Origin of the sequence: Pseudomonas sp. Root401 (genome assembly GCF_001425105.1) — a bacterium.
In the GTDB taxonomy this organism is placed as follows: Bacteria; Pseudomonadota; Gammaproteobacteria; order Pseudomonadales; family Pseudomonadaceae; genus Aquipseudomonas; species Aquipseudomonas brassicacearum.
Map to the genome: position 1 here is coordinate 25,913 of NZ_LMDO01000065.1, position 21,876 is coordinate 47,788.

22 protein-coding genes are annotated in these 21,876 nt (G+C 57.2%); 14 read left to right on the forward strand and 8 right to left on the reverse strand.

Annotation, left to right across the window (positions count from 1 at the left end):
* The first annotated feature begins 51 nt into the window (after positions 1-51).
* Complete coding sequence (locus tag ASC85_RS29055; protein ID WP_057452369.1) at positions 52-960, forward strand: AraC family transcriptional regulator; 909 nt, start codon at positions 52-54, stop codon at positions 958-960.
* Between the two features lie 4 nt (positions 961-964).
* Here the strand turns inward: ASC85_RS29055 and ASC85_RS29060 are convergent, their stop codons facing one another.
* On the reverse strand, positions 965-2,461 hold the full coding sequence (locus ASC85_RS29060; RefSeq protein ID WP_057452370.1) for an amino acid racemase: 1,497 nt from the start codon (positions 2,459-2,461) through the stop codon (positions 965-967).
* Positions 2,462-2,471: 10 nt separating this feature from the next.
* Positions 2,472-3,767 carry a dicarboxylate/amino acid:cation symporter gene (locus ASC85_RS29065; protein ID WP_046064733.1) on the reverse strand — a complete coding sequence of 432 codons (1,296 nt, stop codon included), beginning with the start codon at positions 3,765-3,767 and terminating at the stop codon, positions 2,472-2,474.
* 182 nt (positions 3,768-3,949) lie between these two features.
* Here ASC85_RS29065 and ASC85_RS29070 point away from each other — a divergent pair, with 182 nt between their 5' ends.
* Entirely contained in the window at positions 3,950-4,897 is a 948-nt protein-coding gene (locus ASC85_RS29070; RefSeq protein ID WP_053178649.1) for a LysR substrate-binding domain-containing protein, read from the forward strand.
* Between the two features lie 585 nt (positions 4,898-5,482).
* On the opposite strand, the gene ASC85_RS29075 is transcribed toward ASC85_RS29070, so the two are convergent.
* Positions 5,483-5,758 carry a hypothetical protein gene (locus ASC85_RS29075; protein WP_013692639.1) on the reverse strand — a complete coding sequence of 92 codons (276 nt, stop codon included), beginning with the start codon at positions 5,756-5,758 and terminating at the stop codon, positions 5,483-5,485.
* 647 nt (positions 5,759-6,405) lie between these two features.
* Here ASC85_RS29075 and ASC85_RS32445 point away from each other — a divergent pair.
* From ASC85_RS32445 to tal, 10 genes are all read left to right on the forward strand, one after another.
* Positions 6,406-6,576, forward strand: a complete 171-nt coding sequence (locus ASC85_RS32445; RefSeq protein ID WP_003199786.1) for a YhfG family protein — start codon at positions 6,406-6,408, stop codon at positions 6,574-6,576.
* Positions 6,576-7,175, forward strand: coding sequence for a putative adenosine monophosphate-protein transferase Fic (locus ASC85_RS29080; protein WP_057452371.1), 600 nt, complete (start codon positions 6,576-6,578; stop codon positions 7,173-7,175). The genes ASC85_RS32445 and ASC85_RS29080 overlap by 1 nt, the downstream gene beginning before the upstream one ends.
* A 145-nt stretch (positions 7,176-7,320) precedes the next feature.
* A complete protein-coding gene (locus tag ASC85_RS29085; RefSeq protein ID WP_236712424.1) occupies positions 7,321-7,992 on the forward strand; it encodes a metallophosphoesterase in 672 nt (223 codons plus the stop codon).
* A gap of 167 nt (positions 7,993-8,159) precedes the next feature.
* Complete coding sequence (locus ASC85_RS31935; protein WP_177343188.1) at positions 8,160-8,327, forward strand: hypothetical protein; 168 nt, start codon at positions 8,160-8,162, stop codon at positions 8,325-8,327.
* Between the two features lie 233 nt (positions 8,328-8,560).
* A complete protein-coding gene (locus ASC85_RS29090; RefSeq protein ID WP_162254904.1) occupies positions 8,561-8,974 on the forward strand; it encodes a DUF4430 domain-containing protein in 414 nt (137 codons plus the stop codon).
* Between the two features lie 123 nt (positions 8,975-9,097).
* Positions 9,098-9,841 (forward strand): hypothetical protein, encoded by a 744-nt coding sequence (locus tag ASC85_RS29095; RefSeq protein WP_057452374.1) that lies wholly within the window; start codon positions 9,098-9,100, stop codon positions 9,839-9,841.
* Between the two features lie 236 nt (positions 9,842-10,077).
* Positions 10,078-11,073 (forward strand): tRNA dihydrouridine(20/20a) synthase DusA, encoded by a 996-nt coding sequence (gene dusA / locus ASC85_RS29100; RefSeq protein WP_057452375.1) that lies wholly within the window; start codon positions 10,078-10,080, stop codon positions 11,071-11,073.
* Between the two features lie 171 nt (positions 11,074-11,244).
* Positions 11,245-12,981 carry a DEAD/DEAH box helicase gene (locus tag ASC85_RS29105; RefSeq protein ID WP_057452376.1) on the forward strand — a complete coding sequence of 579 codons (1,737 nt, stop codon included), beginning with the start codon at positions 11,245-11,247 and terminating at the stop codon, positions 12,979-12,981.
* Entirely contained in the window at positions 12,978-14,966 is a 1,989-nt protein-coding gene (locus tag ASC85_RS29110; protein ID WP_057452377.1) for a UvrD-helicase domain-containing protein, read from the forward strand. Before ASC85_RS29105 ends, ASC85_RS29110 begins: the two co-directional genes overlap by 4 nt.
* Before the next feature lie 182 nt (positions 14,967-15,148).
* Complete coding sequence (gene tal / locus ASC85_RS29115; protein ID WP_003199698.1) at positions 15,149-16,075, forward strand: transaldolase; 927 nt, start codon at positions 15,149-15,151, stop codon at positions 16,073-16,075.
* Positions 16,076-16,292: 217 nt separating this feature from the next.
* Here tal and rssC read toward each other — a convergent pair whose 3' ends face one another.
* The 3 genes from rssC to ASC85_RS29130 form a co-directional block, all read right to left on the reverse strand.
* Positions 16,293-16,775: an anti-sigma factor antagonist RssC gene (gene rssC / locus ASC85_RS29120; protein ID WP_057452378.1), complete on the reverse strand. Its 483-nt coding sequence runs from the start codon at positions 16,773-16,775 to the stop codon at positions 16,293-16,295.
* Positions 16,775-17,956 carry a two-component system response regulator RssB gene (gene rssB, locus ASC85_RS29125; RefSeq protein WP_057452379.1) on the reverse strand — a complete coding sequence of 394 codons (1,182 nt, stop codon included), beginning with the start codon at positions 17,954-17,956 and terminating at the stop codon, positions 16,775-16,777. The genes rssC and rssB overlap by 1 nt, the downstream gene beginning before the upstream one ends.
* Before the next feature lie 345 nt (positions 17,957-18,301).
* On the reverse strand, positions 18,302-18,991 hold the full coding sequence (locus ASC85_RS29130; protein WP_014339339.1) for an MlaA family lipoprotein: 690 nt from the start codon (positions 18,989-18,991) through the stop codon (positions 18,302-18,304).
* A gap of 202 nt (positions 18,992-19,193) precedes the next feature.
* On the opposite strand from ASC85_RS29130, the gene ASC85_RS29135 reads away from it, so the two are divergent.
* Positions 19,194-19,814 carry a hypothetical protein gene (locus ASC85_RS29135; protein ID WP_057452380.1) on the forward strand — a complete coding sequence of 207 codons (621 nt, stop codon included), beginning with the start codon at positions 19,194-19,196 and terminating at the stop codon, positions 19,812-19,814.
* Between the two features lie 109 nt (positions 19,815-19,923).
* On the forward strand, positions 19,924-20,187 hold the full coding sequence (locus ASC85_RS29140; protein WP_057452381.1) for a DUF4404 family protein: 264 nt from the start codon (positions 19,924-19,926) through the stop codon (positions 20,185-20,187).
* Between the two features lie 171 nt (positions 20,188-20,358).
* Here ASC85_RS29140 and queF read toward each other — a convergent pair whose 3' ends face one another.
* The gene (queF, locus tag ASC85_RS29145) at positions 20,359-21,189 is read right to left on the reverse strand and encodes an NADPH-dependent 7-cyano-7-deazaguanine reductase QueF (RefSeq protein WP_057452382.1); all 831 of its coding nucleotides are present in this window, start codon (positions 21,187-21,189) and stop codon (positions 20,359-20,361) included.
* Between the two features lie 61 nt (positions 21,190-21,250).
* The gene (gene copI / locus ASC85_RS29150; RefSeq protein ID WP_057452383.1) at positions 21,251-21,796 is read right to left on the reverse strand and encodes a copper-resistant cuproprotein CopI; all 546 of its coding nucleotides are present in this window, start codon (positions 21,794-21,796) and stop codon (positions 21,251-21,253) included.
* Between the last annotated feature and the right edge of the window lie 80 nt (positions 21,797-21,876).

Sequence of the window (21,876 nt, forward strand, 5' to 3'; positions counted from 1 at the left end):
AGTTAATGTTCTGCCTATAGCGCTTGAGCTCAGATGACACCCGGACCCGACATGGCCATTCAACGCAGATCCGTACAAGAGACTCTGGCCGCCATCATTGGCGCCCGGACCTCACACCCGGGCGACTTTGAAACGCCCATCGCCGGCCTCGTCTTCTTTCGGCGTGACGCCCCGGCGCCGCCGGTGATTTGCATGATCGAACCGAGCATCGTGCTGGTGGCCCAAGGCGAGAAGCAGGTCTGGATCGGCGGCGAAGCCTATGGCTACGACACCGGGCGGTTCCTCATGACCTCCCTGGACATCCCGGCCAATTCCGAGGTGATGCAGGCCAGCCCGGAACAGCCCTGCCTGGGCCTGGTCCTGAGGCTCGACTTGCGCATGGTGGCCGATCTGATCGCCCAAGGCAGCCTGTCGCCGCCGCGTGATCGAGCAGTCGGGATCGGCGCGGGAATCGGCACCGCAACGCCGGACCTGCTGGCGCCGTTCGCACGCCTGCTGGGGTTGCTGGATGAACCCGAAGCGATCCCCATCCTGGCGCCGTTGATCCAGCGCGAGATTCACTACCGGCTGCTGCTCAGCGACCAGGCCGCCCGACTGCGGCAGATCGTTTCGGTCGATAGCCAGGGCTACCGGATCGCCAAGGCCATCGACTGGTTGAAATTGAACTACACCGAACCCGTGCGCATAGACGACCTCGCGGCACGGGTGCAAATGAGTACGCCGACGTTTCACCACCACTTCCGTCAGCTCACGGCGATGAGCCCGCTGCAATACCAGAAGTGGCTGCGGTTGAACGAAGCAAAACGCTTGATGCTCAACGAGCACGTGGACGTGGCGAGTGCGGCTTTCAAGGTGGGCTATGAAAGCCCTTCCCAGTTCAGCCGCGAATACGCCCGCTTGTTTGGCGTGCCGCCCAAGCGCGACATTGCGGCGTTGCGTGAGCCGGCCAAGGCTGGTTGATTCATCAGTGGGAGCAAAGCTTGCTCCCACTGAGCGGTGCCTTTTGCGCCAACGCAACGCACCTCTGCGCCAGGATCATCGTTGGGTCAACCAGCGCCACCCTGTGCCCATTGATCTCGAACGACTCGCAATGTTCCAGCACCAGCGGCAACTCCGTACACCCCAGGATCAACACCCCCGCCCCCAGCTCGCACAGATGCTCGGCCGCCAGCAACAGTTGCTCCTTGCAGAGCCCCTGCGTAAAGCCGGCCTTGATACCGCGCGGTCCGTAGATGGCGTCCATGACCATCGCCTGGTAATCGACACCTGGCGTGAGCACCTGGAGCCCGGCATGGCGCGCCGCCTGGTGATAGACCTGGCTCTGCACCGTACCGGAAGTCGCCAGCAAGCCAATCGCCTTGCCCGAACCATAGGTGCGCGCGATCCACTCCACGGTCTCGCTCAGCATGTTCACGATGGGCACCCTCAGGTGCGCCTGGATTCGTTCGACGAAGGCATGCGCGGTGTTGCAGGGAATCGCAATGGCGTTGGCGCCGGCACTTTCGAGACGCTTGCAGGTGGCATACATCGCCATCGTCGGGTCGGTTTCATCGCGCAGCAGGTTGGCCGTCCGATCCGGTATCTGCGGGTTTTGCTCGACCACCATCTTGATGTGGTCCTGGTCCTTTCCCGCCGGGGTATTGGCCACCACCTTGGCCATGAAGTCCACCGTGGCGGCAGGCCCGACGCCGCCCACGATGCCCAGTTTGAACGGTGGGCGCCTGGGCTGCTGGTCCAGCGTTGCAAAGTCGGCGTAGATCTCATTGATGTCCAGCACGGTGATCCCGCGACGCTGCAAATCGGCACAGACCAGGGACAGCTCGGTCATGCCGGGCAGGATCACCGTCGCACCCTGGGCCTGCAACGACAGGCACGCCTGGTAGACCGCTTCAAGCGGCACGCCTTCGAGGTGGCCATCCTTGATGCCGTTGAGACCGTACATCGCCTCCATCAACCCCGCTTGAGCGTCTGCGTCGGGGTAAACAATCTGGAAGTCTTTGCCGAAATGTCGCTCGAACAATCCGCAATGGCGCACGAAGTCGGAGGCGATCACCCCCAACATCGTCTGGGGCGGCACCGTGTGGCTGACGTGCCGGGTCAAGGCAGCCATCATGTCCAGCACGGGAATGCCCAACTCCTCCTCGATTTCAGCGCGAAAGGTATGGCTGGCGAAACATGGGAGCATCACCGCATCGAAGCCACTGTCCTCGAACGACTTGCACACCTGGAACACATAGAACTTGCGCGACGTCATACTCGCGCCCTGGTCCAGCGGCAGCAGCACGTCCTTGAAGGGGTGCTGCTCGAACAGGAAATGGTAGCGCCCCTGGTCCTCGAGCACCGCCCGGGACTTGACCAACTTGTAGAACAGATCGCCCCCGGCCAAAGACCCAAGCCCGCCGACGATGCCCAACTTGCGAACCACAGAGGCCTTGTGACTCGACTTCGCTTTAGCCTTCATGAACGTCTCCTCAAGCCACCGGCACCGGCTCGGATCGTGACCGAACTGGAGCGTGTGCGCCCTCGTCCTCGTCGGCTTCTTCGTGGGGTTCGGACTTGGCGACCACCGCCGTCGCAATGCTGTTGCCCACCACGTTGGTGGCCGTGCGGGCCATGTCGAGGAACTGGTCGATGCCGATGATCAACAGCAGCCCCGCCTCGGGAAGATTGAACATCGGCAACGTGGCCGCGACCACGACCACCGAAGCCCGCGCGACACCGGCCATGCCCTTGCTGGTGATCATCAGCGTCAGAAGAATCAGCATCTGCTGAGTGAAACTCAAATCAATGTTGTAGGCCTGGGCGATGAACAGGATGGCGAACGCCTGGTACATCATGGAACCGTCGAGGTTGAACGAATAACCCAGGGGCAACACGAAACTGGACACGCGTTTTGGCGCACCAAACTTCTCCAGCGCCTCGATGGTTTTCGGGTAGGCGGATTCGCTGCTGGCGGTGGAAAAGGCCAGGAGAATCGGTTCGCGAATAAGCTTGCCGAGGTGAAAAACCGAGCGACCAAGGAACAGGTAACCGGCACCGAACAGCAACGCCCAGAGAATCAGGATCCCCAGGTAGAACTCAGCAATCAACTTGCCGTAATCCACCAGCAGGCCAAGCCCCTGGGTGGTAATGGCCGAGGCAATGGCGGCAAACACCCCAATCGGCGCGAACGCCATCACGTAGTCGGTGATCTTGAACATCACCTTCGCCAGCTCTTCGATGGAGTCGGTGATCCGGGTGTAACCCGCCCGTTTCACGCCGGCCAGTGCGAAGCCGAAGAACAGCGAAAACACCACGATCTGCAGGATCTCGTTGTTGGCCATCGCTTCGGCAATGCTGCGCGGAAACACATGGCCGATGAACGCCTTGAGACTGAAGTCACCGGTGTTGACCGGCACGGCCGCCGTTGCATGCTGGGCCACATCCATGTTCAACCCGGCACCGGGTTGAAACAGGTTGACCAGGCCCATCCCGATCAGCAGCGAGACGACCGAGGCGGTGACAAACCAAGCCATCGCCCGAGCCCCGATCCTGCCAACGGAACGGGAGTTGCCCATGCTGGCGATACCACCGACCAGCGTCGCAAAAACCAGCGGCGCGATGATCATCTTGATCATGCGCAGGAAAATATCAGTGACCATCGAGAAGTAACTGGCGATCTCTTTGGCACTTTGCTCGCTCCCTGCGAAATGGTGACACGCCCAACCAACAAGTACGCCCAGGGCAATGCCCATTGCAATTCGACGTGGGAGCTTATTCTTCTTCACGGTGCTGTCCTCAAGTAGTTCTTGGAGTTTTTTACTTGGCAGGGATCGATTCTAAGGAGCGGATTCGGAGGGATGATGAGTAATCCTGCTAGCCCCATGCGCTTTTGGAATAGTTAGCGAAAGGCCGCGCTATGCCGGGGAGTTGCACAGTAAAATCGAGCCCTCACAACGGGGATTCCGATATGCAACTCAAATGGCTGGATGATCTTCTGGCGATTGGCGAATGGAAAAATTTCTCCCGCGCCGCCGAGGTGCGTTGCGTGACGCAATCGGCCTTGTCCCGGCGCATCCGCTCACTTGAGGAATGGGTGGGCGTCAAGCTGGTGGACCGGGGCACCTACCCTGTCCAACTCACCCCCGCGGGAGTCACCTTCTGCGATGAAAGCCGAGAGGCCCTCGCCGGATTACTGAGGTTGCGCTCGACATTGCGTGACGTGGAACGAATGCCCGGACGCTCGATCCAGATCACCGCCGGCCACAGCCTGTCGATGACCTTCCTGCCCAAGTGGCTCTCGCAGTTCCAGCAACACAACGAACAGTTCAACGCCCGGGTGGTGGCCGCCAACATTCATGACGCCGTCATTGCACTGGAGGAAGGCAGTTGCGACTTGATGATGGTCTACCACCATCCGCTCGCCCCCATCCTGCTGGACCCCGAGCGTTTTGGCAGCCTGGTGCTCGGCCACGATGCGTTCATCCCCTTGTGCGCGCCCAACCGCAAGGGCGAACCGCTGTTCCGCCTGCCCGGCCGCGCCGGCAAACCGGTGCCTTACCTGGCCTACACAGCAACGACGTTCCTGGGACGCGTGGCGGACATCGTCATCAACAACGGCCCTGAACCGATCGCGCTGGAACGCTGCTATGAAGCGGACATGGCGATGCTACTGATGCGCATGGCCATCGAGGGCTACGGCGTGGCCTGGTTGCCGCAGAGTGCGGTGGCTGACGAGTTGGAGCGTGGGCTGTTGGTGCGGGCCGGTGGCGAGCAATGGAGCACGCGCCTGGAGATTCGCTCGTACTGTGCGATTGCCAATCGCAACCCAACGATGCGTAAGCTGTGGAAGACCTTGGAAGGCGCTTCGTTGCAGCGGCCGGGCAGCGCACCCTCTGCGCCAGAAGGTGCGAACTGATCAACGCCACTAAAGCGCTGTCCGCAAGTTTTACTGTGAGCGAGCCTGCTCGCGATGACGGCATCACATCCAACATTCTCACCAACTGACCCACCACTATCGCGAGCAGGCTCCCATGCAGGGATTTATGGTGAACACAATATCTGTGAACACCCCGGAAAAACTGTGGGAGCGAGCTTGCTCGCAATGACGGCATCACATCCAACGCCTCCATCAACTGCCCCACCGCTATCGCGAGCAGGCTCCCACGCAGGGATTTATGGTGAACGCAATATCTGTGAACACCCCGGAAAAACTGTGGGAGCGAGCCTGCTCGCGATGACGGCATCATATCCAACATGCTCACCAACGGACCCACCGCTATCGCGAGCAGGCTCCCACGCAGGGATTTATGGTGAACACAATATCTGTGAACACCCCGGAAAAACTGTGGGAGCGAGCCTGCTCGCGATGACGGCATCACATCCAACATCCTCACCAACGGACCCACCGCTATCGCGAGCAGGCTCGCTCCCACAGGATTGCAGACTGCAAAGGGTGATGAGCAAGACAGTGCAGGCGACCTCGTGAGGTCGCCCACTTCCCTTACGAAGCCAGGACCTGCGCCTGCAATCGCCGCCCAATCACATCCAGCAGATCACACCCATCGCGCAGGGGAATCGCTAGCACTTGGGCGAAATCATGGAGTATCACGGCGTCCGTACTGATGTCGGATCGCATGGCGAGGTTTTCCAGCAACTGAGTAACAGCGGCGATGCGGTAAGCGGCGGTGTCGTGCAGCACGTCCAGCGGCGCTTCTGTGTCGATCAGGAGCGCGTGGAAATTGTTTTCGATACCGGTGATAGGCATGTAACGGGACATGAGGGGTTACTCCTGCGGGGTTGGGAGGTCAGTGGCGGATTGGGATGCCGCTGGCAAAGAGGTCGAATCCGGGATCGGGATTCGGATATTCAGCAGGAGATACGTTTGGGTGACGCTAGACGAAAGCCACCTTGGATTGGCTGTGGCTTTCGGAGGGTTGGGGGTGAGCTTTTTCATTGGCTTGTACCTAGGTTATGTAAAGGAACTGCCTTCACCACTTCCACCTGGTGGGTGGCAGCTGTACGCGGGTGTGGAAGACCGAGAACCTAGGACCCGGCGCACCCGAAGGCGCCCCGCGTACAGCCGCCGTAATTTAACAGCAGACCTAGGAAAAGCGTCTGCTTTTTAATTTAGCGGTGCAACGCGCTAGGTTTTCGTGAGGGCTTCCACACCCTCTCGCTGAATTTGCAGCGACGGAGAAAACTTAGCGCACGGGGTGATCGGGTGGATAGTCAGCGGGGAGCGACGCGTCTTGAGGGAAATTTCCGATGGGGGTGTCCGGCGATGGATTGAGCAGCACAGCTATGAGCACAAGGAAAAATCTCGAAACGAATGAGCGCTCAACGCCTTTCGTCCAGGCCGCAACATAGGCCACGCCAACGGGATGGGCTATAATCCGCCCACCAGCGCGATTTGAGGTCCAGCCCATGGGCAATGTCAGCCTTGAAACCAAAAAGGCCTATGCCGCCAGGACGCGTAGATCCAACTACGCGGCTAGCCTCCGTCTGGAAGGTTTCAAAACGACCTTCGCCGACGGCGAACGCAAAATGCCAACGCGTGAAGAGGTCTTGAAGGCCTTCACCCAGACCAGAACCTGATGGCTGACAAATATGGAGTCGGCGAGGACGCTTATTGCTATCCCGGCTCCACCGTCCTTCGCAACAAACTCGATATTCGAGACGAACCGACCCTAAGCGAAGCCGAACAACAACTTTCGGCCATCGCAGCCGACAACGTCGAATTCAGCCCTCCCCCCTACAGCCTGGCCTACCTTCAAAACATTCATCGAATCCTCTTTTCAGACCTGTTCGAATGGGCCGGAGAGCTGCGCACCGTTGGCATGTCCAAACAAGCCACCCGCTTCTGCCAACCCGAGTACATGGAAAAGGAAGCCAATAAGATCATCGCCAACATGGCCGCGGCAAACTGGTTCGAGGGCATGGAGCGGGCTGAGCTGATCGTCGCTGTGGCAGAGGCCTATTCCGACATCAACGTCGTACACCCCTTCCGCGAAGGCAACGGTCGTGCGCAACGCATCCTGTTTGAACACCTCATCATGAATGCCGGGTTTGAAATCAGTTGGTGGGGGATTGAGAAGGACGAGTGGATCTACGCCAATATCGCGGCTTATAACGGCGTCATGGAGCCTATGGAGCAGGTTTTTGAGAAGTGTATCGGGCTGGCGATTCAAGCTTGACCGCACGACGTTATTCCCCCCCGCCCAGCGGCTTACTGTTTATTTCGCCAAGTGATAAAGTCACCGCCAATCAACATCTGCTGAAGCACTGAAAATGTACAGGACGAGATCTTTCCCATCCAACAAAAAAGGTCGCGACTTTGTAGTGGGCGACGTTCACGGACATTTCAAACTTCTAACAGCAGCCTTAGACAAACTAAACTTCAACACTGAGCTGGATCGCATCTTTTCCGTGGGAGACCTCATCGACCGAGGCCCCGATCCCATAGACATATTGAATTGGCTTGAGAAGCCGTGGTTCCACACCGTGCGCGGCAATCATGAACAGATGCTTATTGACTGCATTTCAGGTCACGGAAACATACCCGGACATATCCGAAATGGTGGAGCCTGGCTCTACGAGTTACAACCCGACATTCAGCAAGAACTATCAAAAACCCTGCAAGCACTTCCATTGATCATTGAAATTGAACTTTCAAACGATCACACAATTGGAATAGTTCATGCCGAAGCCCCCGTCATCCAAAGTAACGATGGCTGGCAGGAAGCCAAAGATGCAATCACAGGAAAATCTGGGGAGCAGCATCAGCGGCAAGCCTTGAAGACGGCGCTGTATGCCAGAGAAAAAATTGATCAGCAAGATCATACAACCATTAAAGGAATAGACCGGATCTATGTTGGGCACTCAACGGTGCCCAGCGTTACGCGCCTGGGCAATGTTGTATATATTGATACTGGCTGCGCATTCTCTGATGGTGCGTTGAGCCTGGTAGACATTCAGACCGAAACCATGATCAGCATAAGCATGAGCCCGTGAGAGAAGAGACAGTTTTATTGATTTGAATCCCCAGGGTGCAGAAGTACCGAAAATAGGACTATTTCGCCCGCAAGCGAGGGGTGCGCATCTCCTTTCCGACACTCGCCGTAGTCGAATCGATCGTCTTCCACGATCAAGGCCGTAGATTCAAAGGAACCTATAAATACATGCCTCACATGGAACTGGCTCACCACCAGGGCAGCACCTTCGCCTGTATGGGCGTGCATATGCGTCTCTGGTTCGCCGCATCGAAGGGCAAGTCCCTGTTCAATCGCGGTTGTGCGGCGCTGCTGTGGGCTGCGGCTTCGATGTTATTGATGGCGCGGTGGGCCTGAGGTTCGTCAATCTGTCGAAATCTATAGCGCCATTTCATGAGGCCAAATAGCTTGAGAGAGGCTGACCCCCGTGTCTTTTACCTAACCCCAGCATCTATTTGTGCCCAGCCGCGTCGACAGCTTCAAAACCATGAACTATGGTCAGATTCAATATCACTATCGCGTCGGTGCAGCCGATCAGCATCGTGCGCTTTTCGCAACTTGGATCTACATGGCACAAGGATCAGCAATCTATGAACACAACACAATCGGTAACCGTATCCGTGGTGGGAGGTCCCAGCGCAACAGTACCTTGGTCCTCGGGCATGAACGCACAACAGGCGTTGGAAGGGGCCTATAACATAATCAACAATACCAGCGTATTTACCTATGCACTGCAATATTACGGGGACAACCTTGGATATTTGGTCATGATGATTAATGAGACCTACGACTCATTCATTTCATCCTCGGCGCCATTTCTTTACTGGGAATTTTTAGTCAACGGCTCACCTGCCGCGACGGGAATAGACTCTATCATGCTCGAGCCCGGTGATGCCGTAAGCTTCGAGCTTGAAATCTATGATGCTGCCAAACACACCCACTCGACAATAGCGGGCAAGAGACAGTTCCAAGCAAGCATTACCAAATTGCAAAATCAAGATTAAAGCATCGAGGAGTTGCAGAGTCGCCGATTTCGATATTTTTGAAAAAATTCTTATAAGCCGATAATGCAACACCCTTACTATCGTTTGTCAGCAGCCTGAAAAAAAGTGAAAAATGGAGTGCCCATGATCATTCCGATTACCGATAACACTGTCCCTAATGGGGGTAGTTATGAAAAAGACGAAACCCTTAGAATCGGGGTTAAGTCCATGCAAAAAAAAGAAATTTTGCGTCCGCAAAGAATAAAATTCAACATCAAACTCGGTACGGCTTCCCGAGGAATAATGGTTGCTGACGAAGGGGCTCCGCTGGCAACGCTCGGACCGGAAGAGAGGCTCTATATACTTGGACATAGCTCCTCAGGTGACAATCTACTGTCAGGAAAAACACCATCTGAGCTACTTGACCACCTTATCAAGCGTGGCTTGGACTTGATGCGCCCACTAAAAATTGTTCTTGTATCCTGTAATGCAGGTAGTCGCCTCACAGGAAAAAGTTTCGCCGAAATATTTTTTGCTGAAGCATTTACACGAATAGAAAAAAAACTCAGCTGGGATAACATGCAGATCGACATAAACTACAAAGCAAAAAACAATGGTGGTCATACATTATGGGTAAAAGCTCCGAAGGGAATGATCTCTTTTTCAAATCTCCACGATCTCAAGCCTCACATCCTCCCTCCTGAGTTCTACCCGGAATACCAAAAACTAAAATTAAACCTCGATCTTAAAAAGATAGAAGAAGCAGATCTCGAAGAGTGGCTTCAACAAAAGATGCGAATAACTTTACGCACCGATTGGCAGTTCCTTCCCGAGTCCTCCGCACAAATGCATTGGGGGCTGGGCGGCGAGAATCCAGCAGCACCTTGATATTGCCTTGAGCAAAAGGAAGCAAAAAAGAACAAAAAAGGGGACAAATTTATTAGAAGCCCTGCGATGGCTTGCAATCCCAACATAGCAACCAGCGCTCCAAGATCCCCGATTAAAACTGGGAATCTCTGACCCTGCCGGGAGATTCAACTCTCTCACCGAGCTAGCCCGCCAACCTTACCCGATCCCATTCCTGATAAACTCCCCTCCTCTGCCCCACCCACTCAGATTCCCCAATGTCCTTAATCAAAGCTGCCCCCCAATCACTCTCCCGCCGCTTCTCCGTCGCCCCGATGATGGACTGGACCGACGCCCACTGTCGTTTCTTCCTACGCATCCTCTCCAAGCACGCCCTGCTCTACACCGAAATGGTCACCACCGGCGCCCTACTCAACGGTGACCACGAACGCTTCCTGCGCCACCACGAGTCCGAACACCCGCTAGCCCTGCAACTCGGCGGCAGCGTCCCGGCCGACCTGGCCGCCTGCGCCCGTATGGCCCAGGAGCACGGTTACGACGAGGTGAACCTCAACGTCGGCTGCCCCAGCGATCGGGTGCAGAACAACATGATCGGCGCCTGCCTGATGGGGCATCCGGGTTTGGTGGCTGACTGTGTGAAGGCCATGCGCGATGCGGTGTCGATTCCGGTGACGGTCAAGCATCGCATCGGGATCAATGGGCGGGACAGTTACGAGCAGTTGTGTGAGTTTGTCGGGACGGTGCGTGAGGCCGGTTGCACGAGTTTTACCGTGCATGCGCGGATTGCGATTCTGGAGGGGTTGTCGCCGAAGGAGAATCGCGACATCCCGCCGCTGCGTTATGACGTGGCCGCGCGGTTGAAGGCGGATTTTCCGGAGTTGGAGATTGTGCTCAACGGCGGGATCAAGACGCTGGAGGCGTGCCACGAGCATTTGCAGACCTTTGACGGTGTGATGCTGGGGCGCGAGGCTTATCACAACCCGTATCTGCTGGCCGAAGTCGATCAACAGCTGTTCGGCAGTACCGCGCCAGTCATCACCCGGGCCGAGGCGTTGGCGCAGTTGCGGCCGTATATCGCCGATCACCTGGCCGCTGGCGGGGCGATGCATCACATCACTCGGCATGTGCTGGGGTTGGGCACCGGGTTCCCGGGGGCGCGGCGGTTTCGGCAGTTGTTGTCGGTGGATATTCACAAAACCAAGGATCCGCTGGCGTTGCTGGATCAGGCGGGGCAGTTGCTGGAAGGGCGCTGACGCGCGTAGTTGACGCAATGTTGTTTGTTCGCCACCCGCTACTTGCATTCAAGGATCCGATTCATGGACTCGCCCCAGAGAGGGCTAATATTGGATCCATAACACTCGCGCCTTGCTCCAACAGTATGTAAAACTGTTGTGCCATCACGGATCACAAGGACGAGTATCCCCATGCAAGGGCAACATCCGCTTATTGAAAAGCTTTTTGAATTTGTCCATGCCGAGCGCGATGCAAACCTTCATCAACTCCTGCAAACCTGGCAGCGCCCGTTACATCAGAAGCTTGAAAAGGGCCTGACCCAAGGCTTCACGCATCTTGAAAAAGCCGACAAGGCTACTTGTCTTTGGGCGTACCTCGATGACAGCGAATCGCGCTTTCGTGAAGGGGACATGCTGCGCTTGCACTTGGGCGATCCGTCCACAGGGTTGTTATGCGCCCGAATGACGTTTGAGCGGGAAGAAGACGGCCGTTGGTTACTGAGCGAGAAGCTGGCCAATACAGTCTGGGACAACTATCAGGACGGACCTTGCTACGCCGACATGGACGCGTTGGACCTGACGCCTCGCTACGAAAAGACCTTGGAAGATATCGCCGATTCGATCAATGCCGATAACATCATTGTCCCGTTGCTCGGCGATGCGCCGATCATCACATTCAACGACGCAGATCTGGATTACGCTGAAAGTTTCGCCATCAAGAACAAGTGTAACGAGCATCAGGCCCGAGCCGTTGCCATGGCTTTTGCCGCCGAGCAGATTGCTTGCATTCAAGGCCCGCCAGGGACAGGCAAGACCCGTGCTCTGGCGCTTATCGTCCAATTGCTGGTAGAGCGTCACGAGCGGGTATTCGTCACCTCCCATACGCACATGGCTATCAATAATGCCCTGACAAAGATTGCCGAGCGAAAAATCCCAACCGTGAAGATTGGTGGCCGCCGGGATGATCTAAGCAAAACCGTTGACTGGGCAAAAACACCCGCCGACTGGGAAAATCTACCGGCGGACGGAAGTGGCTATGTCATTGGCGCGACACCCTTCGCCACCTGCAGCCAGCTGGAGCATTTCAAATTCGACACGGTGATCTTTGATGAAGCCAGTCAGATCACCCTCCCCCTCGCGCTAATGGCCATGCGCAAAGGTAAGCGGTTTATCTTCATCGGAGACCAGAAACAGCTGCCGCCGGTGCTGTTGTCCCAGTCGGTTCTTTCTGGCGAATCGATGTCGATATTTGGTCGCCTCACCTCCCAAACTGCCGACCATACGGTGATGCTCGAAGAAACCTATCGGATGAACCAATGGCTGACCGAATGGCCGAGCAAAAACTATTACAAAGGCAAATTACGGGCAGCGGGCCCTAACAAGGAGCGGCGTTTCAATTACGTTGATGCAGAGGCCCCTATGGACCGCGTATTTGATCCAGATGCAAGCGCCGTGTTTATCCCCACCACAGACAGAACCGCCAAGACCCGCAATTATCGCGATGCCCAGCATGTACTGGAACTCTGTAAGACCGCCCAGACCATGGGCCTTGCCCTGTCTGATATCGGCATCGTCACACCTTACCGAGCCCAGGGCCGGGCGATTCGAACGCTGTTGGCGCGTAGCTTCGGGCGCGAGATCGCCAGCACCGTTGTGGCGGACACTGTTGAGCGCATGCAGGGACAGGAACGTGAACTGATCATCGTCTCGTTGGCCAGTGGCGATGAGGAGTTCATTGGGGCTGTGGCGGAGTTTTTCTTCCAACCCGAGCGATTGAACGTATCCATCACCCGGGCGATGACTAAATTGATCATCATCGGGCCTGAACTGAGCCAAGGAATTGAATGCAGCAACAGCATCACGCAGCAATGGGCCAATGACTATTTGAGCCTGGTCAGTCGATGCCGCAAAGTGGTGCTTACCCCATGACGCTATTTATCCCTGAATGGCAACGCAGCACTGGCGCGCATGTCCACGTCAAACGGGTGTTGCGCAAGCTGGACGACCACCATGTCGTTCGCCAGTGCCTCCCTCGAGAGGCCTGGGCGCCGGACTTTTTCCTTCAGCACGCACAACATCAATGGCTGGCCATTGTGCTGTGTGAACTCTCTTTTGAAACACTGGACCCTGATCAACTGTTCGCGGCTACCGGACAGCAGGCTTTCAAGGAGTTGCTCTCGCGCCTGGAAGCAACCGAGCCCGACGGGATGCCGACCGGGCAGCGGCTCGGCAGGCTGATCGTCATGTGGAACTGCACACCCGACCAGACCAAGCGGCTGTGGCAGCACTACTCAATGCCTGGTGGCCCGCGGCTGATGTCAAAAAACACCTTTATCGAACATGGCCACGAACAACTGCCCAAGTTGCTTAACTCACTGAGCCATGAGGCCAGCGACACGCTCATGGGGCACTACTTTCCAGAAGCGGAAATACCCGCGATATGTACGACGCGCCGGCATTTCTCACGGGATAACTCGGCAAAGACCACTCGATACTTTCTGGACTCACAACAAGAGTGGGCCAGTAAGCTGGATCTGGAACTGCCTGAAGAACAAACGCAAACCTTGAATGATTTTTCGGTGCGTCTGGTCAACGGCGTGGCGGGTAGCGGCAAAACATTGATCGCCGCTAACCGGGCATTGATCCTGGCAAAGAAATTTCCCGATCAGAAGATATTGATGCTGATCCACAATGTCCCGGTGGTTAAAGACCTCAAGCATCGCTTGAAGAAGGCCAGCCCGGGAGATCTACCGCGCAACCTGACAATCATGACCGCGCTGGCCTGGATACGGCAGCAATGGGTGAATCATTTTGAGCCGCAACCAGAGATGGCATCCCCTATCAAGGTTACAAGCCAGATCGCCCATTACCGAAAAGCCTTTCCGGACCTGAAGCCCGGCGATCAACAACTTCTGGATGAGTTCGACTTCATCAATGAATCACTGATCTGCGACGAGCAGAACTATTTGGCTGCTGAGCGCGCTGGCCAAGGGTTTGCCTTGCGTAAGGAAGAACGGGTGCAAGTGTGGTCGCTCTACGGGCAAGTCAATGACGCGCTGAGCAAACAAGGCGCTCGCTTATGGAGTTCACTGTCTCGGGATCTATGTCTCACGAAGCTCGACAAGCTCGATAAATACCAGCATATCCTGGTAGACGAAGCTCAATTCTTTGCGCCGACTTGGTTTCAACTGGTCAAGAGCACCTTGACCGACTCCGAGGGCAGCCTGTTTTTATGTGCCGACCCCAACCAGGGCTTTTTGAAAAGCCGACTCAGTTGGAAGCGTGTCGGCTTGGATGTGGCGGGTAAAACCAAGAAACTTCACCACTCCTATCGAACCACTCAAGCCATATTGCGGGCTGCCGGCCTTGTCCTGGCCGAATTCACCCAAACCGACCCGGACGATTATCTGCAACCTGATTTCGACGGCATGGATGAAGGCGTTGCCCCGCTATTGATCCGATCAGAGACTCCCCAGGATGCGGTCATACAGACCTGTAACGAAATAGTGGGCTACCTGGAAACCCAGCAGATCAATCTATCGAATATGCTGGTTCTGTATGGACGAGATACCAACAAGAAGCTTCTGTTCAAGGCGTTGAGCAAGCGATTCGGTTCGCGCAAAGTCTGGGATCTGAACAGTATGGAGTCTGTACACGTAGACACTGATAACCTACGCGTTTCCAGCCTGGACACCGCAACCGGGCTTGAAGCCAGTGTCGTGTTTCTGTTGGGCCTGGAAAAGCTCATGAAGGAAACGGCCCAGGCGGGAGTACTTTCCGCCCAGGAGTGCGAACAAAACTCGCGAAAACTCTATATGGCAATGACTCGGGCAGGCCAGCGATTGGTCCTGATTTCGACGGCACGTCTGCCAGAGGGTATCGCAGGCTTGTTCCTAAATGCACAGCAACCATAACCGTCAGGCAATGGTGTTGAACCTGCGCGCTGTTTTGGCATCGTATCTACCGATACCGCCCCGGCCTTTCAAACAGCCGTTTTCAGGTTGTTGCCGCTGGGGCCCGTCGATACCCCTTCACGCCCTTGAGTGGCTGCCAGCCCTCGGGTAATGTCAACGGACCCATAGGACAGAGCACGCTCATGACTTCCAAGCTGGAACAACTCAAACAGTTCACCACCGTCGTGGCCGATACCGGCGACTTCGAGGCCATCGCCCGCGTCAAACCCGTGGACGCTACCACCAACCCTTCCCTGCTGCTCAAGGCCTCGGCCATTCAAGGTTATGCCGAGCAGCTGAACGCCTGCGTGGCGGACTGCAAGGGCGATGTGGGCCTGGCCAGCGACCGTTTTGCCGTGGCGGTCGGGCAAGAAATTCTGAAAGTGATCCCTGGGCGTATTTCCACTGAAGTGGACGCGCGCCTGTCGTTCGACACCGAGGCCATGCTCAAGCGTGCGCATCGCCTGATCGATCTGTACGAAAAGGCCGGCATTGGCCGCGAGCGTGTGCTGATCAAGATCGCTTCCACCTGGGAAGGCATTCGCGCCGCCGAGCAACTGGAGCGTGAAGGCATCCAGTGCAACCTGACCTTGCTGTTCTCCTTCGCCCAGGCTGCGGCCTGCGCCGATGCCGGGGTGTTCCTGATTTCGCCGTTCGTGGGCCGTATCTACGACTGGTACAAGAAAGCCAATGGCAACGACTACACCGGCGCTGATGATCCGGGCGTGCAGTCGGTGACACGCATCTACAACTACTACAAGGCCAATGACTACAAGACCGTGGTCATGGGCGCGAGCTTCCGCAACCTCAACCAGATCGAGCAACTGGCCGGCTGCGACCGCCTGACCGTCAGCCCGGACCTGCTGGAAAAACTGGCCGCCGACGAAGGCAAGCTGGAGCGCAAGCTGGCGCCAGGGCAAGCCGGGGAAGCGCGCTTGATCCTCAATGAAGCGCAGTTCCGCTGGTTGTCCAACGAGGACGCCATGGCAACCGAGAAACTGGCCGAAGGCATTCGTCAGTTTGCCCGGGACCAGGAGAAGCTGGAGGCGTTGCTGCAAGCCAAGCTTTGAGCTGATTCACAAGGCATGCAAAAAGGGCGAACCTTGATGGGTTCGCCCTTTTTTATGTGGCTTGGCCTGAGGGATGTGGCGGCTGACCAGCCCAATCGCGAGCAGGCTCGCTCCCACAGGAGAATTGGGGCAAATCCAGATACTGTGGTCGATGCAAGACATTGTGGGAGCGAGCCTGCTCGCGAAAGCGTCAGTTCGATCTACACGGGCCCAGGGGTCAAGGCCCTTCCAGCGCATTCACCAGGTCATGGAAGGCTTCACGATTGGAATCGTTGAGCCCCATCAGGATCTTGTGGGCTTCGAGCACCTTGATCCGCACTTCTTCTTCGGACTGGTCCTGGTCAGGCAGGTCGTCCAGGCATTCCGGGCACGGCACAGGGTCGCCCACGATGTTGAACACCTGGTCGAAACCCATAGACTGCAGCAGACGGGTGATGTCGTTGTGGGTGGTGACGACTGTCGGCAGCAGGCCGACCTTCTGCCGCGACAGGATCGACAGTTTGGCCAGCAGGCCCAATGTGGTGCTGTCGATGCTGCGGGTTTCGGTCAGGTCGATCACGATGGCGTTGAAATTCAACGAAGTGAAGATCCGCTCAATAATCGCATCCAGCGCCGAACACAGGGTCAGGCGCACTTCACCGACAAACTTCAGGACAAAGGTGCCGTCCTGCTCGGCGAACTGGATTCTACCGGTACTCATCAAAGGTTCCTGCTCAACACTAACAGGGCGATATCATCCGGCATCTCCCCTAGCGTGGCTAATCCAAACACTTGACGCAAGCCTTCCAGGCTGCCGCCCGCTGCACTCACCCGTTCAGGCAAGGCCGCTTCTTTCTCTTTGAGTGTAGGTTCTGTCAAAAGGTCCAAAATGCCATCAGACATCAGCGTCAGGCTGAATGTCGGCGGCAATTCCAGTACGTGGTCTTCATAGGTGGCCTCGTTGAACAGGCCCACCGGTAAACCGCGCCCTTCCAGGTAACGCACACTGTCTGGCGTATACAACACAGGCAAAGGCAGGTGACCGCCGATGCTATAGGTCAACAAACCCGTCTCCTCGTCGATGACTCCACCGACCATTGTGACGTGTTTGCCCAGCTTACAACTGATCAGGCCTCGGTTGATATGCCCAAGGACTTCAGAAGGCTTGAACTCTGGCAGCGTGCCGTTGCGCTTGGACTCGAACAACAGGCGCGTGGTCATGAACTTCAGCAGCACCGTGACGAATGCCGAAGAAGCACCATGGCCGGAGACGTCCGCCAGGTAGAACGCCACTCGCCGCTCGTCGACCCGGAAATAGTCCACGAAATCGCCCGACAGGTACAACGACGGGATGATCTGGTGGGCAAAACGGAAATCGTCGACGGCCCAGGGGCTGACCGGCAGCATGTTCATCTGCACCTGGCGCCCGGCGTTCTGGTCTTCCTGCAACAGGTTCAGGCTGGCTTCCAGCTCGCGGTTGGCGGTTTCCAGCTTTTCGCGGTAACGCTGGTTCTCCAACAACAGGCGCGAACGGTCCAAGGCCCGGCGCACCGAATGCTCGAGCACCGCCAGGTCTTCAAGGGGCTTGATCAGGTAATCCGCCGCGCCCAGGCGCAATGCCTCGACCGCGTCGTTCATCACGCCCGCGCCCGAAACCACGATCACCGGGGTCTGCGAGGAAAGCTCGGTGACCTGGCGAATGAGTTCGAGTCCGCCCATCTGCGGCATGCGCAGGTCGCAGATGACCAGGTCGGGCTTGTCTTGCTCGAATACCTGAAGACCCTGTTGGCCATTGCTGGCCTGCAGGACGCTGAAACCACTGTCTTCCAAGTAGGCTGCGAGACTGGCTCGCACCACTTCGTCATCATCGATTATCAGCAGCGTGGCACTGGTTTTTGGCATGTGGGCAAACGGCGCCAGAATTAGGTTGGCGTAGCGGGCTGGGCCGTCTGGCCTTGCACGCACTACTGGATTCGCTTTCTAGCCTCTCTGTCGTACAGGTTTCAGGCCTTTGCCCTACACACAACTACATCAGAGGTGCCCTTCTAAGGCGCAGACGGTACTCCCATCCGCGGGGCGTTTCAAGCTCAGGCAGATAGCCGCTTGCCGTCTTTATTTGTCAAAGTACAGAGAGTTATAAGAACCGAGCGAAGCGTAACTCAATGGAAGGATCAAACCGGCTCAAACACGACGCCAAAGCACAGAAGGCGGCCTTTTTGGCCGCCTTCGTGGTTTTACTGGTCGGAATTAAAAATCGTCTTCGACCTGGCCGTCCTTGACCTTGAATTCGCGGTTTTGCAGGTAGGCGTTGCGGATGAAGACATACTTGTCGCCGCTCACCATCTTCTCGGCCGACAACAGGCTGGCGCGGGTGTCGACGACGTTCAGGCCTCGAATGGAGTTACGCACCGAGACGTTATCGATATAACGATACGGGGCCGTGTAGTCATCGACCAGCTTGGCCGGCGCGTCACGCAGGGTGCTTGGCCCCAGCAGCGGCAGCATCACATACGGCCCGCTGCCCAGGCCCCAGTAGCCCAGGGTCTGGCCAAAATCTTCATCGCTGCGCTGCAGGCCCATCTGGGTGCCCACATCGAAGAAGCCCAGCAGGCCGAAGGTGGTGTTGAAGATCAACCGGGCAGTGTCGACCCCGGCCGCGGCCGGCTTGGCCTGCAGCACGTTGTTGGCCAGGTTGCCCACGTCACCGATGTTGCGGAACATGTTGTGGATGCCGTCTTCGAGGAACTGCGGCGTCACGTATTGATAACCCTGGGCCAGTGGCTTGAGCGCATAGGTATCAACGGTGTCGTTGAAGGTGAAGATCGGACGGTTGATGCTTTCCCAAGGATCTTCTTCCGTGGCGGCCTGGGTGGCGAACGGAACCAGCAGCACGCTGGCAGACAAACATAGCTGAGCTAGACGATGGCTCCAGCGCATAGGGGAAAACTCCTTGGATTAATCAGGCAAGGGCGCCGAGCCCAGGCGGTAAGGCGGCTAGTATAAGACGGAACGCGTGGATAGGCAGCACCGAAAAAACAAGCGGGCCGTAGGACGTTTCCGCGACCGCTGCCCTTCACTTCACTGTCACCGGACTGTCATCGAGGCCCTTTAGGCTGCAGGTTATTTCAAGGACGTTCCCATGCCCCGCGCCGAAGCCCTGCCCCTCCCCGCCCCCAGCCTGACCGCCGTACTGTTTGGCCTGAGCGGATGCCTGGTGGATTTCGGCGCGCGCATCCGTCAGCCAGGGGCAGCGCCGGATGAGCATGCACAGCCAACACCTGGCGCCCTGGAGAGCTTGCACCACTTGCAGCTCCAGGAAATCCCCTGCGCCTGGCTCGATGAATTGCCGCCTGCCGTCAGCCACGCCCTGGCGGCGTCGTTACCGACATGGATCAAACCGCCGCAACTTCCAGCAACAAATAATCCTTGGCCGGCGCCACATGCCTGCTGGCAGGCGCTGATGGCGCTGAACGTCCAGCAATTGGACGGCTGCGTGTTGGTCAGTGGCGAACCCCGGTTGTTGCAGTCAGGGCTCAACGCCGGTTTGTGGACCATCGGCCTGGCGTCCTGCGGCTCGCTGTGTGGCCTGACGCCTGGCGAATGGCAGGCGCTGAGCCAACAGGAACGGGAAACCAAGCGCGCCAAGGCCACCGTGCAATTGTTCGGCCTGGGGGTGCATTCGGTGATCGATCACCTGGGCGAACTCGACACCTGCCTGGCGGACATCAGCCTGCGCCGACTCAAAGGCGAGAAGCCATGACCGGGATCATGCAGGGAGCGCGAGGGTAGATTACTCTTAAGGCAGGCCATGGACTTTTGACCCAGCGTCGCGGTCCATGGCAGTGCCTATCAATAAAGGGAGTACGCCAATGCCTGCCCGCGAATTGCAAGAACAGCTCAACAAACTGCGCGAGCAATTGGAACAGAATCCACCGCTTTCCGAAGTCGAGCGCGATGACCTGCACGCGCTGATGCAAAAGATCGAATTTGAGCTTGAGCTGGAAACCAAAACACCGGACAACAACCTCGCCGACAATGTGAACCTGGCTGTCGAGCGCTTCGAGGTGGAACACCCCACCCTTGCCGGAACCTTGCGCAACATCGTGCAAGCGTTGGGCAATATGGGAATCTGAACCCTTTAAATGCAAAAAGCCCTGCTATCGCTAGCGGGGCTTTTTTATTTAGGCAACTTGAAATGCAGTTCATTGTGGGAACGAGCCTGCTCGCGATTGCGCACTGTCAGCCAACATCAATGTTGAATGTGCCGCCCTCATCGCGAGCAGGCTCGCTCCCACAAGGGGGAATTACTGGCGGGCCAGGCGATGGTTCGGCAGTTGGACATCTTCGGTGCTGCGATACGGGTTGATATCCAACCCGCCCCGACGCACATACCGCGCGTACACCGTCAGTTTTTCCGGCTTGAGCAAGCGCTGCAGGTCGAGAAAGATCCGCTCCACGCACTGCTCATGGAAATCCGAATGCTGGCGGAAGCTGACGATGTAGGCCAGCAGGCTGGCGGGGTCCAGGGCCGCACCGCGATATTCCACCGCCACGCTGCCCCAGTCTGGCTGGCTGGTCACCGGGCAGTTGGACTTGAGCAAGTGGCTGTGCAGGCTTTGCTCGACGATGCGCGAAGCATCGCAACGCAGCAGCTCCGGACGCGGGTGCGCGTAGGAGTCGACGCTGATGTCCAAATCGTCGATGCACGTACCGGGCAACGCCACGATGCCTTCACGCTCCACGTCCTTGAGACTGCGGATCCGCACGCCCACTGCTTTGCCGGCAGCCGCCGACAGGTCCTGGCGCAGGGTCGCTTCCAGGCTCGCGGTATCGGCAAACGGGGTCTGGTTCAAGGAGTTGAGGTACAGCTTGAAGGATTTGGACTCGATGATATTCGGCGAATCCGCCGGGATCGCGAATTCACCGATGGCCACCACCGGCTTGCCGGACGGCAGCAGCCACGACAGCTCGAAGCAGTTCCAGAAATCCACGCCTTTGTACGGCAGGGTCTCGGCCGTCAGGCCCAGTTCCGCCCATTTCGCCGTGCGCGGGATCGGGAACAGCAGTGACGGCGTGTACGTGGCGATGTATTCGCTGGATTTGCCCAGCGGCGAATGTTCGGCTGCGGGATGCATGACGGAAACCTGACTGAATAATCAGCCGATTCTATCAGCCTTTGCCGCAGCCTTTGAGTGCTTACTGACTGACTGTCAGGTTGCCCTTCATCCCGGCCTGGTAATGACCGGGGACATTGCAGGCAAATTCCAGCCGGGTAGCCTTGCCAAAAGCCCAGGTCAGCTCGGCGGACTTGCCCGGCTCAACCAGCACGCTGTTAGCGTCGTCGTGGCGCATCATGCCGTCTTTGCCACCGTGCCCCATCGAGGCCGGATTCATCGAAGCATGGTCCATTCCCGGCTTCATCCCGGTCGGCGTCAACATGCCGCTCTGTTGCATCTTGAGCATTTCCTGCTGGTGCTGGGCATGCATCGCGGCGTTACCGAGATTGAATTCGTGCAACAACTGGCCTTTATTGATCAGTACGAACCGCACCGTCTCGCCTGCCTTGATATCCAGCGCACCGGGATTGAACGACATGTCGCCCATCACCACCTCGATGGTGCGACTGGCCTTGGCCGCCGGTGCGGGCTGGCCGAAATTAAAGTGCGCACCGGGCGACGCCCACAACGAGGTACTCAATGCCAACGCAGAAGCGGCCAGAATCAGACGGTTTACCATCAACATGTTCATACTCCGACAAGGTAAGGTTCAACTTGCCCAAGACTCTAGATCGGTGCGGCTGCCATTTGACTGACAGTTGCATT

Coding starts and splice junctions, on each gene's coding strand:
- ASC85_RS29075 (WP_013692639.1), bottom strand. CDS start 5,758: ATGTCCCGTTACATGCCTATCACCGGTATCGAAAACAATTTCCACGCG.
- ASC85_RS29110 (WP_057452377.1), top strand. CDS start 12,978: ATGACGCTATTTATCCCTGAATGGCAACGCAGCACTGGCGCGCATGTC.
- dusA (WP_057452375.1), top strand. CDS start 10,078: ATGTCCTTAATCAAAGCTGCCCCCCAATCACTCTCCCGCCGCTTCTCC.
- ASC85_RS29135 (WP_057452380.1), top strand. CDS start 19,194: ATGCCCCGCGCCGAAGCCCTGCCCCTCCCCGCCCCCAGCCTGACCGCC.
- ASC85_RS29070 (WP_053178649.1), top strand. CDS start 3,950: ATGCAACTCAAATGGCTGGATGATCTTCTGGCGATTGGCGAATGGAAA.
- queF (WP_057452382.1), bottom strand. CDS start 21,189: ATGCATCCCGCAGCCGAACATTCGCCGCTGGGCAAATCCAGCGAATAC.
- ASC85_RS29060 (WP_057452370.1), bottom strand. CDS start 2,461: ATGAAGGCTAAAGCGAAGTCGAGTCACAAGGCCTCTGTGGTTCGCAAG.
- ASC85_RS32445 (WP_003199786.1), top strand. CDS start 6,406: ATGGGCAATGTCAGCCTTGAAACCAAAAAGGCCTATGCCGCCAGGACG.
- rssC (WP_057452378.1), bottom strand. CDS start 16,775: ATGAGTACCGGTAGAATCCAGTTCGCCGAGCAGGACGGCACCTTTGTC.
- ASC85_RS31935 (WP_177343188.1), top strand. CDS start 8,160: ATGCCTCACATGGAACTGGCTCACCACCAGGGCAGCACCTTCGCCTGT.
- tal (WP_003199698.1), top strand. CDS start 15,149: ATGACTTCCAAGCTGGAACAACTCAAACAGTTCACCACCGTCGTGGCC.
- copI (WP_057452383.1), bottom strand. CDS start 21,796: ATGTTGATGGTAAACCGTCTGATTCTGGCCGCTTCTGCGTTGGCATTG.
- ASC85_RS29105 (WP_057452376.1), top strand. CDS start 11,245: ATGCAAGGGCAACATCCGCTTATTGAAAAGCTTTTTGAATTTGTCCAT.
- rssB (WP_057452379.1), bottom strand. CDS start 17,956: ATGCCAAAAACCAGTGCCACGCTGCTGATAATCGATGATGACGAAGTG.
- ASC85_RS29140 (WP_057452381.1), top strand. CDS start 19,924: ATGCCTGCCCGCGAATTGCAAGAACAGCTCAACAAACTGCGCGAGCAA.
- ASC85_RS29130 (WP_014339339.1), bottom strand. CDS start 18,991: ATGCGCTGGAGCCATCGTCTAGCTCAGCTATGTTTGTCTGCCAGCGTG.
- ASC85_RS29055 (WP_057452369.1), top strand. CDS start 52: ATGGCCATTCAACGCAGATCCGTACAAGAGACTCTGGCCGCCATCATT.
- ASC85_RS29095 (WP_057452374.1), top strand. CDS start 9,098: ATGATCATTCCGATTACCGATAACACTGTCCCTAATGGGGGTAGTTAT.
- ASC85_RS29080 (WP_057452371.1), top strand. CDS start 6,576: ATGGCTGACAAATATGGAGTCGGCGAGGACGCTTATTGCTATCCCGGC.
- ASC85_RS29090 (WP_162254904.1), top strand. CDS start 8,561: ATGAACACAACACAATCGGTAACCGTATCCGTGGTGGGAGGTCCCAGC.